12 protein-coding genes and 1 pseudogene are annotated in these 13534 nt (G+C 62.0%); 5 read left to right on the top strand and 8 right to left on the bottom strand.

The annotated features are described in order from the left end of the window. Positions 1-82: 82 nt before the first annotated feature. Both REH59_RS14630 and REH59_RS14625 read left to right on the top strand, forming a co-directional pair. Positions 83-466: a hypothetical protein gene (locus REH59_RS14630; RefSeq protein WP_014861722.1), complete on the top strand. Its 384-nt coding sequence runs from the start codon at positions 83-85 to the stop codon at positions 464-466. A 14-nt stretch (positions 467-480) separates the two neighbouring features. Next, entirely contained in the window at positions 481-1446 is a 966-nt protein-coding gene (locus REH59_RS14625) for an endonuclease (protein ID WP_004374941.1), read from the top strand. 42 nt (positions 1447-1488) lie between these two features. On the opposite strand, the gene REH59_RS14620 is transcribed toward REH59_RS14625, so the two are convergent. The 8 genes from REH59_RS14620 to REH59_RS14585 all read right to left on the bottom strand — a co-directional run bounded on the left by REH59_RS14620 (position 1489) and on the right by REH59_RS14585 (position 10658). Beyond that, positions 1489-2451 carry a 2-hydroxyacid dehydrogenase gene (locus REH59_RS14620; RefSeq protein ID WP_014861723.1) on the bottom strand — a complete coding sequence of 321 codons (963 nt, stop codon included), beginning with the start codon at positions 2449-2451 and terminating at the stop codon, positions 1489-1491. A 10-nt stretch (positions 2452-2461) separates the two neighbouring features. Further along, the gene (locus REH59_RS14615) at positions 2462-3754 is read right to left on the bottom strand and encodes an MFS transporter (RefSeq protein WP_014861724.1); all 1293 of its coding nucleotides are present in this window, start codon (positions 3752-3754) and stop codon (positions 2462-2464) included. A gap of 58 nt (positions 3755-3812) precedes the next feature. Beyond that, positions 3813-4763: a sugar kinase gene (locus REH59_RS14610; protein WP_004574124.1), complete on the bottom strand. Its 951-nt coding sequence runs from the start codon at positions 4761-4763 to the stop codon at positions 3813-3815. Then, a complete protein-coding gene (locus tag REH59_RS14605; protein WP_014861725.1) occupies positions 4756-5535 on the bottom strand; it encodes a sugar phosphate isomerase/epimerase family protein in 780 nt (259 codons plus the stop codon). Before REH59_RS14605 ends, REH59_RS14610 begins: the two co-directional genes overlap by 8 nt. Positions 5536-5599: 64 nt before the next feature. Further along, the gene (gene ptxS, locus REH59_RS14600; RefSeq protein WP_014861726.1) at positions 5600-6619 is read right to left on the bottom strand and encodes a transcriptional regulator PtxS; all 1020 of its coding nucleotides are present in this window, start codon (positions 6617-6619) and stop codon (positions 5600-5602) included. 244 nt (positions 6620-6863) lie between these two features. Then, positions 6864-8111, bottom strand: a complete 1248-nt coding sequence (locus tag REH59_RS14595) for a cytochrome c (RefSeq protein ID WP_014861727.1) — start codon at positions 8109-8111, stop codon at positions 6864-6866. A gap of 12 nt (positions 8112-8123) precedes the next feature. Continuing rightward, positions 8124-9908, bottom strand: a complete 1785-nt coding sequence (locus REH59_RS14590) for a GMC family oxidoreductase (protein WP_004374955.1) — start codon at positions 9906-9908, stop codon at positions 8124-8126. Between the two features lie 3 nt (positions 9909-9911). Further along, positions 9912-10658, bottom strand: coding sequence for a gluconate 2-dehydrogenase subunit 3 family protein (locus tag REH59_RS14585; protein WP_004374959.1), 747 nt, complete (start codon positions 10656-10658; stop codon positions 9912-9914). A 278-nt stretch (positions 10659-10936) separates the two neighbouring features. Between REH59_RS14585 and REH59_RS14580 the strand changes: the two genes are divergently transcribed. The 3 genes and pseudogenes from REH59_RS14580 to icmH all read left to right on the top strand — a co-directional run bounded on the left by REH59_RS14580 (position 10937) and on the right by icmH (position 13529). Next, the gene (locus REH59_RS14580) at positions 10937-11626 is read left to right on the top strand and encodes a histidine phosphatase family protein (protein ID WP_014861729.1); all 690 of its coding nucleotides are present in this window, start codon (positions 10937-10939) and stop codon (positions 11624-11626) included. 2 nt (positions 11627-11628) lie between these two features. Beyond that, positions 11629-12465 (top strand): phosphatase PAP2 family protein, encoded by an 837-nt coding sequence (locus REH59_RS14575; protein ID WP_014861730.1) that lies wholly within the window; start codon positions 11629-11631, stop codon positions 12463-12465. A gap of 217 nt (positions 12466-12682) precedes the next feature. Next, positions 12683-13529, top strand: a pseudogene (icmH, locus tag REH59_RS14570) (type IVB secretion system protein IcmH/DotU). The last annotated feature ends 5 nt before the right edge of the window (positions 13530-13534 follow it).

Below are 13534 nucleotides of genomic sequence, written 5' to 3'. Positions count from 1 at the left end.
CTTTTACCCCCGCTTTACCCAAGTTGACAGTCACCTTGCCTAAGCTGGCCAGCACTCGAACCCCGCCCAGCAGGACACCCTCATGCCTCCGTTCACACCCTGTTTCCCTACATCACTGCGCGAAAATGAAATACCCGTCGCCCTGCTCGATCTGGTGCAGCAACGCCTGGCCACCCTGCTTGGCCCACGCTTCACGGTGGTACTGGGCGGTAGCGGCAACGGCGATGGTGTCAGTCATTACCACCTGGCAATCCAGCACAACCAGAGCGGGGTTTCCCTGGAGGATTACGGTGACGTCGGTGCCGGTTTCGTCGAGCACCTGCTGCGCATGGGCACCCAGGTGCGGGACATGCTCGACTCAGCCACCTTCAGCCGTATGGGCAGCGATGACCCTGGCCGACCATTGGTATGGCTCCGCGAGCTGGTCAGCCCCGGGGAAACCATTACAATGCGCGGCCCAACCTGAAATATGTTTTCCCCATGAAATCACTGCTTTACGCCGTAACCTTATTATTTTCCTTTACCCTCCCTGCCTTGGCCAACCCGCCGGCCACCTTCACCGAAGCCAAGGTGGTGGCCAAGCAGAAGGTCTACCTGGACCAGGCCAGCAGTGCCATGGGCGACCTGTACTGCGGTTGCAAATGGACCTGGGTGGGCAAGTCTGGCGGGCGCATCGATGCCGCCTCGTGTGGTTACCAGACGCGCAAGCAGCAGAACCGTGCCGAACGCACCGAGTGGGAACACATCGTGCCCGCCCACACCTTCGGCAACCAGCGCCAGTGCTGGAAGAACGGCGGCCGTGAGCACTGCGTGGACAACGACCCGGTGTTCCGCGCCATGGAGGCCGACCTGTTCAACCTTTACCCGGCCGTGGGTGAGGTCAACGGTGACCGCAGCAACTTCAACTACGGCATGGTCACTGGCAATGCCGGCGAATACGGCCAATGCACCACCAAGGTCGATTTCGTCCAGCGCACCGCCGAACCGCGTGACGAAGTCAAAGGCCTGGTGGCCCGCACCACGTTCTACATGTTCGACCGCTACAAGCTGAACATGTCGCGCCAACAGCAACAGCTGCTGATGGCCTGGGACAAGCAACACCCGGTGTCGGCCTGGGAGAAAGAACGCGACCGGCGCATTGCCGCGATCATGGGCCATGCCAACCCGTTCGTAAGCGGCGAACGCAAGTGGACCGCCGGCTACAAGCCGGTTGGCAGCGGCGTGGTAGAGGCGGTGCCGGTAAAAGCGGCCAAGCCAGAGGCCAAACCAAGCCTGGCCAGCGCCGGTTCGGTCGGCGCCGTGCTTGGCAACCGCAACAGCCACGTCTATCACCTGTCAGTCGGCTGCCCGGGCTACAACCAGGTTGCAGCGAAGAACCAGGTTACCTTCGCAAACGAAGGTGAAGCGCAGGCAGCGGGGTATCGCAAGGCAGGCAACTGCCGCTGACCGTTTCAAAGGCTGCGCGGCCCCTGTGGGAACCGGGGCGCGTCAGCCGTTGACCAAGTTTACCGGCCGTTCACCGGCCAGCGCGCTGAGCAGGTTGTCCACCGCGCAACGCGCCATGGCCTGGCGGGTGTCCTCGGTCGCCGAGCCGATGTGCGGGGTCGCTACCACGTTATCAAGCTGCAACAGCGGCGAGTCGCTCGGCAGCGGCTCGTGCACGAACACGTCCAGCCCCGCACCGCGGATGCGCCTGGCCCGCAGCGCTTCGATCAGCGCCTGCTCATCCACCACACGCCCGCGTGAGATGTTCACCAGGATTGCCTCAGGCTTCATCAACGCGAGTTCCCGTGCGCCTATCAGGCCTTCGGTGCTAGCGCTCAACGGCACCGTCAGGCAAACGAAATCTGCCTGCTGCAACAGCTCATCCAGGCTGCACTGGCATGCGGCATAGCGTGCTTCCACCTCGGGCTTGGCACGCTGGCTGTGATACAGCACGCGCATGCCAAAGCCAGCGGCCGCGCGCCGGGCCAGGGCCTCGCCAATGCGGCCCATGCCGACGATGCCTAGCGTCTTGCCGTGCACATCACTGCCAAAATGCGCCGGCCCCAGGTTGGCCTGCCAACGGCCGTCACGCACCCAGTTCGCCAGCTCCACCACCCGCCTGGCGGTAGCCAGGATCAAGGCAAAGCCTGTGTCGGCCGTGGTTTCTGTCAACACGTCGGGCGTGTTGGTAAGCATCACACCACGCCTGCTGAGTTCAGCAATGTCGTAGTTGTCCACGCCCACCGAAACGCTCGACACCACTTCCAGTTGCGGGGCAAGGTCGAGCAGGCTGGCATCCAGGCGCAGGCTGGCCCCCAGCAACCCGTGCGCCCCCGGCAACGCATCGCGCAGTCGGGCCAGGCCATCGGGCTGGGTGGTGTCCACCCAGGTCACCTCGACGCGATCTTGCAGGCGTGCCATCAAGTCGTCTGACAGCCGTTTATACAGGACGATTCGCTTCTTCATTGCAGATTTCCTAATGGTTCATGGCCAGACGCGAGCTATCGCGCTTTGCTCGGCCAGAGGTCTGGGAAGTATTGAGCGCAGCGGTAAGCGCCACTGCAGTCAGCAGCGCACCGCACATGAACAGATAAGAGGCGCCGGGCCCGCCCGTAGCCCCATTGAGGTAGCCCACCAGCCACGAACCGCCAAACGAGCCCAGCGCCCCCATGCTGTTGATCAGGGCCATGGCGCCGCCTGCGACGTTGGCCGGCAGGATCTCGGGCACGATCGCGAAGAACGGGCCATAAGGGGCGTACATGCAGGCGCCAGCAACCACCAGCAATGCATACGACAGCCAGAAATGCTCGCTGCCCAAGGCGTAGGAACCATAGAACGCCAACGCGGCAATCAGCAGCGGCGGCCAGACGAAGCGCTTGCGCTTTTGCAGGCGGTCGGACGCCCAGGACACGCCCACCATTGCCAGCACTGCCGCCAGGTAAGGCACCGAGGCCAGCCAGCCGGCCTGCACGATATCGACGTTCGCCGCCTGCTTGAGAATCGACGGCAGCCACAGCACGAAGCCATACACGCCGATGCTCCAGCAGAAGTACTGCAGCGCCAGGATGATCACTTGCGGCGAGCGGAACGCTTCGCGGTAGTTCTTTACAGGCTTGATACCCTGCTGCTCGGCAGCCAGCGCCTGCGCCAGAGCGGCCTTTTCCTGCTCGCTCAGCCAAGCCACCTGGGCCGGGCGGTCATCCACCAGGCGCCACCAGAAGAACGCCCAGATCACGGCGGGCAGGCCTTCGATGATGAACATCCAGCGCCAGTCGTAATGCTTGATCAGGTAACCGGACACCACCGACATCCACAGAATGGTCACCGGGTTGCCCAGCATCAGGAAGGTGTTGGCGCGCGAACGCTCGGCCCGGGTGAACCAATGGCACAGGTACACCAGCATGGCCGGCATGACCGCAGCTTCCACCACCCCGAGCAGGAAGCGGATACCGATCAGCATGTAGACGTTGCTGACCATGCCGGTAAGCGTGGCAAGGCCGCCCCAAAGGATCAGGCAGACGAAGATCAGCTTCTTCACACTACGCTTTTCGGCGTAAATCGCCCCAGGTACCTGGAAGAAGAAGTAGCCGAGGAAGAACAACGCCCCCAGCAATGACGAAAGCACGGGGGTGATGTGCAGGTCTTCGGCCATACCGGAGGCGGCGGCGAAGCCGTAATTGGCGCGGTCCAGGTAGGCCAAGCTGTAGGTAAAGAACACGATCGGGATGATGTACCACCAGCGGCGCGGTGCCAGGCTTTGGCTTTGCATGGTTTGTTGCTCCTGAGCTTGTTTTTTTTGTTGCAACAGGTGATTCGGGTTGGGGCCTTCACGCGCTTCTGCGCAAGTCGTAGGCCTCCAGTTCATGGCGCAGCGGCAGCCCTTCCATGTCGCCCCGCGACTGCACGGCACGGCTGCCGCACCAGTTGCCGCGCGCTACCGCCTCGGCTACCGGACGGCCCTCCAGTAGCGCGCTGAGCACACCGACGGCAAAGGCATCACCTGCACCGACGGTGTCCACCACGCGGCTGACTGGCACGGGGGCTACCTGCCCTTCGCCCTTGGCGCTGCGGAAGTAGGCGCCAGCGTCGCCCAGCTTGATCACCACCAGTTCCACCCCTTGGTCCAGGTAGAACGCGGCGATATCGGCCGGGGTGTGCTGACCGGTCAGCAACCGCCCCTCCTCCAACCCCGGTAAAACCCAGTCGGCCTTGGCCGCCAGGGCATTGATTTCACGCACCATGCTGCTTTGATCGGGCCACAGCGAGGGGCGCAGGTTGGGGTCGAACGATATACTGCGACCGGCTGCGCGCATCCCGTCCAACAGCGCGTGGGACAGCGCCCGACAGCTGTCCGACAGCGCCAGCGGAATACCGGTAGCGTGCACGTGGCGAGCCTGCAGCCAAACGGGGCTCACCATCGCAGGTGACAGCCTGCTGGCCGCCGAACCGCGGCGAAAGTACTCCACTGCCGGGTCGCTGCCATCATCGCAGCGGGCCTTGAGCTGAAAGCCCGTCGGGTAATTGGCATCCACCTCGACACCGGAACAGTCCAGGCCTTCGCAGCGCAAGCTGTCGAGCACGAAACGGCCCAACGAATCGTCACCTACCCGGCTCAGCCAGCGCACCTTGAAACCCAGCCGCGCCAGGCCGATCGCCACGTTGCTGTCGGCGCCGGCGATGCGTTTGCCGAACTGGCCGACACCGGCCAGATCGCCGGCTTGCTCGGCGACGAACATGGCCATGGTTTCGCCGAAACACAGCACGTCATGTTCATGCATGGTCCAGCTCCTGCGCCGCGCCGAGTGCAGAAAGGTGACGCACCTGGGCCCGGGTCAGCGCCAGCAGGTCTTCGCCCACCAGGGGGTACTCGACGGCGCGCACCACGCCCGGCGCGAACTCGGCCATCAGCACTGCCCACGCTTGCAGGTCCGCTGCTTGCGGCGGTATGGCAACCAGACGGCCATCGGCCCGGCGCTGCACAGCCTTGCAATGCACATAGCGCACCCAACGGCCTAGCTGCCTTGCAGCTAGCCGCGCAGGCTCGCCCTGCCACTGCCAGTTACCGATATCGAACGTCATGCCCACGCGCAGCCCAAGCAGGTCGACACGCTGGAAAAACTGCAGCATCGGTTCGATCCTGCCACCTTGTGCGGTCTGATCGTTTTCCACCAGTAACAGAGGCCCCTGCGCAGGCAGCAGCGACGCCAGGGCCGCCACATCGCAGTGCTCATCGAAGTGCCCCAAGGAAACCTTCAGCGCCACCGCGCCAAGCGCCCGGGCAATTTCCAGTTTCTGCACCAGCAGCGGGTCGGGCACGCCTTGCGCGGTCCACAGTTCAAGGGGGGTGGAGTACAGGCATTCCAGGCGCAGCGCGGCAATGATCCTGCCCAGCGCAGCTGCGTCCGGTGCGCTGGCGAACAATTCTTCGCGCAATTCGACGCGGCTGACGCCAGCGGCTGCCAGCAGGTCCAGAAACTGCTCCTGGCCACGTTGGCGCACAAAGTCGGCACCGTAGCTGGAGAGACTGATGGAAACGGGGTTCGCTTGCATTGTTCTTGTCCTTATGAAACCGGTTTCATTTTTGATCAACAGCAGGCACAAGCCTGCCGTTTTCTTACTGGGGTTGGGTTGAACCGCGGATGATCAGGTTGGCCTTGAAGTCGATGCGCCGGGCTGCGCCGCTGTCGCCGCGCAAGCGACCGAGCAGGCTTTCGAAGGCCGCCACGCCGATACGCTCGGTGGGCTGGGCCAGTGCGGTGATGCCTTTGCCGACCAAGGGGTACCAGTCGAGGTCGTCGAGGGCGATCAGCCCGACATCGGCAACCAGGTCGCGCCCGGCCTCGAGCAGCGCCCGGGTCACCGCCAAGGTGGCAACGCCGTTGAAGGTGAAGATGGCTTGCGGACCATGACCACTGTGGGCAAGAAACGAAGCCAGTTGGCCCTGCAGCCCGGTGCCGATTTCCAGTACCTGCTGACGCATGCCTGGCCGACGGCTGATCGACGCGCCGAATGCCTGCACCCGCTCCAGGCGTGAACTGGTGCCATCGAGGGGTTCGCTGACCGCCAGGATGTCGCGGTAGCCCTGGGCCTGCAGGTGGTCCAGGGCCTGCTCGACTGCGTCAGCATTGTCCAGGCCGACAAGGTCCACATTCAGCTCGGGCAATTGGCGGTCGACCAGCACCATGGGGATGTCACGCTGCAGGTTGAGCAGTTCGCCGGGGTGGTGACCGAGCGTGTTCACGATCAACCCTTCGACGTTGTAGCTCTGCAGGGCCACCAGGTGGTGACGCTCCTGCTCGTCGTCGCGATTGGTGTTGCACACCACCAGGCTGTAACCATGCTGACGGCAGGCGGTTTCCACGCCGTGCATCACGGCCACTGAATAGGGGTTGAGGATATCGGCCACCAGCATGCCGATCAGTCGCGTCTGGCCGCGCTTGAGGCCGCGAGCCATCTGGTTGGGGCGATAGCCGAGGCGTTCGATGACCTCTTCCAGCCGCTTGGCCGTGGCTTCGGCCAGCAATTGGCGGTCGCCACCGATGTAACGGGAGACGGTGGCTTTGGAAACGCCAGCAACACGCGCCACTTCGCTGATGGTGACCCGTTCGCGGGTATGGGCAGGCGCGTCGGTCATGGGTTTTCCTTATGATTGTTTTAATAGTGATGAAACCGGTTTCAATACAGCAAAAATGCGCGGATTCGTCAACAGGCCGTTGGTCGGGCACGAAGACAGGGAATGTTAAATCGCATTAAGAATATTGCATAGATCATTGATATTAATAGATTTAGATCTACGGGATCGGGGTTAGGGATGGCACAGGCTTCGCCCGTGTTCGCGGGTAAATCCGCTCCTACGGGCGAGGGCGCAGAAAAACACGTCAGCGAAGCGACTTCACATCACCGGCGGTGACGGCACTGCCCTGGTTCCCCCAGCTGCTGCGAATGAAATTCACCACCTCGGCAACCTCCTGGTCACTCAGACGCCAGCCGAAAGCCGGCATGGTGAAGTTCGACGGCGCAGTGTGCGTTGCCGGTACCGTGCCACCGGCGAGCACCACATGGATCAGCGACGTGGCATCCGCCGTCTGCACCACCGGGTTGCCGGCCAAGGCCGGGAATACGCGGGTGTAGCCTTGCCCGTCGGTGCGGTGGCAGGCCGCGCAGTTGTCGATGTACACCGCCGCCCCAGGCTTGCTGTCGTCACCCTTCCATAGCGCATCCGCGACCTGCTTGTCGTACACATGCGGCTGGTCATTCGGATTACTCGGCGGCAGGGTTTTCAGGTAGCGGGCGATAGCGGTCAGGTCGGCATCACTCATGTGCTGCATGCTGTGCTCGACCACATCGCTCATGCCGCCGAACACGGCGCTGCGATCACTGCGCCCAGTCTTGAGAAACTGCACCAACTGCGCTTCGCTCCAGCTGCCCAGGCCGTCTTTGTGATCACCACGCAGGTTCTTGGCAATCCAGCCTTCCAGCGGTGCGCTGCCGGCCAGAAACTGCTCGCCATCGGCCGCGCTCAGGGCCTTCTCCTGCATGGTCAGCGCCCGCGGCGTATGACAAGCGCCACAATGCCCAAGGCCCTCGACCAGGTACGCACCGCGGTTCACCACAGGGTCAGCTGTCGCCGATGCCTGCCAGGGCTTGGCCTCTGGTGCGAACAGGCCGCGCCAGATTGCCAGTGGCCAGCGCATGCTCAGCGGCCAGGGAATGTCAGAGGCCTTGTTCGCCTGCTCGACAGGCGCCACGCCCTTCATGAAATAGGCGTACAGCGCCTGCATGTCCTGCTCGCTGACCCGCGCATACGACGGGTATGGCATGGCCGGATAGAGCGTACTGCCGTCTTTGCCGATACCCCTGCGCACGGCCTGGTCGAAGTCTTCGAAGCTGTACTGGCCAATGCCACTGGCCGTCGGGGTGATGTTGGTGGAGTACACCGTGCCAATCGGCGTTTCCATCGGCAACCCACCGGCAAAGGGCTTGCCGTCTTTGGCGGTATGGCAGGCCACGCAGTCACCGGCGCGGGCCAGGTACTCGCCCAGGCGTACCTGCGCATCGTCATTCGCTACGGCCTGTGCAGCCGCGCCGGCACCCAGCACCAGGGTGGCGATCAACAGTGTCTTCATGCTCATCGCTCCTCAAGCCTGGACCAACGGACCGGGGTTTTTCAGGTACTGCTCACGGATGGCGCGGGCCGACCAGTAGGTGAGCGCAGCCACCAGCCCGGTCGGGTTGTAACCCAGCCCCTGCGGGAACGCCGAAGCGCCCGGAACGAACACGTTGTGTACGTCCCAGCTTTGCAGGTAGCGGTTCAGTGCACTGGTCTTGGGGTCGGTGCCCATGATCGCCCCGCCGTTCAGGTGGGTGGTCTGGTAACTGGCGGTATTGAAGTGGTCCTTGACCTGCTTGCCCAGCACGGCAATGGCCTTGGGGTTCATCGCTTGGGCGATCTTGCTCAGCTTATCGACCATGAACTGGTTCATCTTGATGTCGTTTTCCTGCCAGTCGAACGTCATGCGCAGCAGCGGCTGACCGTAGGCATCGCGGTAGGTGGGGTCCAGGTCCAGGTAATTGCCACGGTAGGACTGATGGGCGCCGTGCGCGTCCATCGACACCTGGTGGGTGTAGTAGTCGGCCGTGGCTTTCTTCCAGGCACTGCCCCAGGCCGGCGTCCCCGGCGGGTTGGAGGTACCGGCAATCGGCCGGCTACCGGCCTGGTTCACCCACATTGGCGAACCGCCGACGAAGCCGTGCGGGCCATGGTCGAAGTTGTCGGCGTTGAAATCGTCGATGGCAATGCCATTGCCACCCGCGCCGATGAAGTTGTTGGTGTAGGTGTCCTTGTCGAAGAACGCCTTGACTGTCCCCATGTTCTGATAGGCGAAGTTACGCCCGACCACACCTTCGTTCTTTACCGGATCGTAAGGTTTGCCAATGCCGGAAAGCAGCATCAGACGCACGTTGTTGAACTGGAAAGCCGCCAGAATCACCAGCTCTGCCGGCTGCTCCACCTCGCGCCCCTGGGCATCGATGTAGGTCACGCCGGTGGCCTTGCGCTTGCGGTCGTCCAGGTTCACCCGCAGCACATGGGCATTGGGCCGCAACTCGAAGTTGGGCACCTGGCGCAGCGCCGGCAGGATATTCACGTTGGGCGAGGCCTTGGAGTACATGTAACACACGTAGCCGCTGCAGAAACCGCAGAAGTTGCACGGCCCCATCTGCGCCCCGTAGGGGTTGGTGTATGGCCCGGAGGTGTTGGCCGACGGCAGGTTGTAGGGTTTGTAGCCCAGGCGGGTGGCCGCCTTTTCGAACAGCCTTGCCGATACAACGTTCTTCTGCGCGGGCAGCGGGAACGGGTTGGAACGGTCCGGCGCATAGGGGTTGCCACCCTTCCCTTCACCGACCACCTGGCCTTTGACGGTCCAGGCCTGGCCCGAAGTGCCAAAGACCTTTTCGGCAAAGTCAAAATAGGGCTCCAGCTCTTCGTAACTGACACCGAAGTCCTGGATAGTCATGCCTTCGGGAATGAACGTGCGCCCGTAGCGCTCTTCATAGTGGCTGCGCAGGCGTAACTCGACGGGGTCGACCCGGAAGTGCACACCCGACCAGTGCAGGCCCGCGCCCCCCACGCCCTTGCCCGGCAGGAATGCGCCCAGCTGGCGATTGGGCAATGCCACATCATTCACGCTATGGCGGACAGTGACGGTTTCTTTCGATACATCGACGAACAGCTTCTTGCGCACGCTGTAGGTCAGCTCATCGATCACCTGCGGGTAGCTGCCTTCGGGGTAGGTATCCTGCATCGGCCCCCGCTCCAGGGCTACCACGTGCAGCCCGGCCTCGGTCAGCTCTTTGGCCATGATCGCACCGGCCCAGCCGAAGCCGACGATCACCGCATCCACTTTGTTCAACACAGTCGCCATGCCTCAGGCCCTCTCACCACGGATCGATACAGCCGGGAACGGGTAAGGCTCATTGCGCTCGACCCAGTCCATGAAGTCGGCGCGGGCGCCGGGGAAGCCGATCTGGGTCCAGCCGACCATGCCTTTGTTGCCGCCATGAATCGGGTCGCAGAAGAACCCTTCGCGCGTGTTTTGCACCAGCAGGCTGAAGAACACCTTGGCCGGAACGGTTTCGAAAACCAGCTCTCCTGCCTCCAACTTGCTGAGAATGCGGTCCCGGGTAGCGCTATCTTGCGCAGCAAAAACCTGCCCGCCATTGGCCTTGCACCAGCCGTCCACGGCAGCGATGCCCAGGCGGTAGATTTGTTGCGGGCTGAGCTGCAGCTGGTAGCCCAGCTCGGGCGGGGCGTCGGCGTTGAAGGGCCCTTGCATGTACCACTGTGCGCCAGTCGCGTAGGGGGTGTTCATTTGCCGGTCGATAAATTCGGCGGCGCCAGCTTCCAGTGCCCCTGGGCCAAGCTCATCGGCCGGGATGATGCGCGACACGGCGGCTTGTACAAAAGCCCATTCTTCGGCGCTGAAGAATGTCGGTTGATAATTGCCCGCAGGCGGCGTGGCCGGCACTTTCGGTTGCTGATGCGGTTGCGGGGCCGCAAGCAGCTGGCTGGCGCCCACGCCAAGCCCTGTACTGGCCACTGTAACGACAGGGATCAGGGTCAAGGTCTTGCGCAGAAAATCCCTGCGCGGGTTGTCTGGGGCATGCTCAGGCATTGCGAATCCTCATCGGCTGTGGGGGTGGCCTTGATAAGCGCCATCTGATTTTCAATAAAGAGGTGATCTTGATAGGCCATCAAGAAGACAGCCGAATAATCTAGCGCGTTCAGACAGGTTTTGAAACCGGTTTCATTTTTACCCTCTCACCCGGCTTGACCTCCACCGCACGCCCATCAGCGCAAGGCTTTTTTCACACCCACCTCACCCTCTGCCGACATTCCACTGCCTACAGTGCCGACGCTCTTGCATGGAGCAGACTGACTGGAGTGGCAAACATGCTGCACGACGTGATCGACGACTCCCCCGCTTCACGGCTTGGGCCAATATACCGATGGCCTTGGGGCACAGCGCAATGGGTGGTGTTGTGCCTGCTGCTCTTGCTCGACGTAGCGGCAGCCTGGGCTCAGCAGCGCGCGGCCATCCCCAACCTGGGCAATCCCCATCACCTGCAGCACAGTGGGCTGTATACCGATTGGGCGAAAGGCTCGGTGATTGTCGTATTGCGCCATGCCGAACGCTGCGACCGCTCCAGTGAGGCGTGCCTGAATGACCCCAGCGGCATCACCGTCGCGGGCAGGCAGGCGGCCACCGATGTAGGCCTCGGGTTGCAACACCTTGGCCTGGGCGCAGTTGATGTCTGGACCAGCCCAGAGGTGCGAACCCGGCAGACCGCACAAGCCATGTTCGGTAAAACCATTGCCACACAAGACTGGCTTAATCAGTGTGACGGCCACTTTGCCGAAAATGCCTTTGCCCTCAAGCGAAAAGGCCACAACCTCGTGCTGGTCAGCCACAGCGGCTGCATGGAGCAACTGGAGCAGGCACTCAAAGCGCCTTCTAGCGCAACAGCGAACAGCTATGCCAGCGCCCTGTTCATCACGCGTGGCAACGATGGCAAGACGAAGGTGCTGGGCCAAATGGCGGCCAGTGAATGGCACACACTCATTGATGCCAAGGAACTCTGAACATGCCCTCCCGCGCCACCTTCTACCGCAACAACCTGCTGCTGCCGCTATTGCTGGCCGCCATTGTGTTCATGGCCTTCGACCTCACAGACTTCGATCGCTGGATCAGCAACCTGCTGCTTGACCCGGCCACTGGCCAGTTCCCGCTGCTGCACAACCCGTTATTCGAGAAAGTCACTCACAAATGGCCACGCATCCTGCCGGACTGGACCGGTGAACTGGCCGTCATAGGCAGCTTGCTGTCGTTCATCTGGCCGCGCTTGGCCAACCGCCCCCAACTGGGCCTTGCCCGGGCGCTGGAAAAGGTCCGTATTGCACCGGTGCTGCGCTTTACCACCCAACACCGACGCGACCTGTTGTTCGTGGTGGTAGCGTTCGCGCTGAGCACCACCGTGATTCACTACCTGAAAAGCCATACCAGCGTGTATTGCCCTGTGGAAACCACGCTGTATGGCGGTTCGCAGCCCCGGGTCGAATGGTTCGAAAACTTCTCTTTATGGAGCAAGCCCGGCGATGGCCGTTGCTGGCCGGGTGGCCATGCATCCAGCGGGTTTACGCTGTTGGCGCTGTATTTCGTGGCCCTGCGCCATCGGTGGGCACATGCTCGCAAGTTGTTGGTGGCCATTCTGCTGATCGGGTTCGTGTACGGCACTACCCGAGTATTACAGGGCTGGCACTACATGTCTCATACGTTCTGGGCCGGGATCTTTGTCTGGCTTACAACCTGGGCAACAGCCTTGCTCTTCTATGGACGCATCGCGCTGCAGGCGGCTGAACTTAGCCCAGTCCTATCTGATGCTGCGCCGCAGCACGTGCAGACGTGGTCACAACAGTCATGAGAAAAATCCGCCCTCTATAAAACATCACTCATTTCTTGACAGAAATAATTAGACAACAACTTCCAAAGAAACTTCCTACAATGCTTTAGGAAGTTTCAATCTCCCACAAAAATTGATTCCTAGTTACTCTTCAGGCTTTCGCAACTGCTAATGCCCGACCGCATGGACGCGGGGGGCCACCGCGAGTGTTTGAGCTGCCAAGAGACGAGGATCAAGGATGCCCAAAGAGTCCGACCGCACTGGCAAACCAGTGCCCCCCCAAAAAGCCAATCCTGCTCGAAGACATAAACGAAACCCCACCGCCTCCTGACGGCGCGGGTCCTGAATACGCAACCGATCTACCCGGCTACCCGGCCGATCCAGACTTTCAGCTACGCGGCGGCTACGACAACCTCATGCTCGACGCGGCAAGTCAGCTGTTCGGCCTGGTCATTCGCCTGCGCACGCTGGATGACCTGCCCAACATCCAGTTCGTGCACAAGACCGTGCAAACACAGGTCAGTACTATTCGCGAAGAAATGCGACAGCACGGCTATTGCGCGGTCCATCAGGAAGTCTATTCCTACGCCCTGTGCCTGCACCTGGACGAGGCCGTGATGACCCGCCCCTGGGGCCAGAACTCGTGCTGGAGCCACGAACCGCTGCTGAGCATCTTCCACGACGAAACCCAGGGCGGCGAAAAGATCTTCGTGCTGCTCGAGCGCATCATGCAATCGCTAAAGGAATTCCAGGATGTGCTGGAGTTCCTGTACTTCTGCTTTTGCCTGGGCCTGCAAGGCAAATACGCCCTTGACCCCAAGGGCGATGAAATCCTCAGCGCGCTGATCAGCCGGATGCACAAGGTCATTCGCCAACTGCGTGGCCCCACGCCGCAAACAGTGAGCGACCCCTATAGCAACGTCGTCCATTGCCCCCACCGTATGCGCCGCTGGCAGTGGCCCTGGTGGACCCCGCTGGTCATTTCGGTCATCGCCATGGTCTGCGCGTACAGCTACTACAGCTACCGCCTCGACCTGCTAACCGCCGAAGTCCTCGAATCGCTCAACGCCATTCTGCAGCAGTAAAGGGG

This window comes from Pseudomonas sp. BO3-4 (assembly GCF_034044115.1).
In the GTDB taxonomy this organism is placed as follows: Bacteria; Pseudomonadota; Gammaproteobacteria; order Pseudomonadales; family Pseudomonadaceae; genus Aquipseudomonas; species Aquipseudomonas alloputida.
This window is presented reverse-complemented; position numbering and strand designations above follow the sequence as displayed.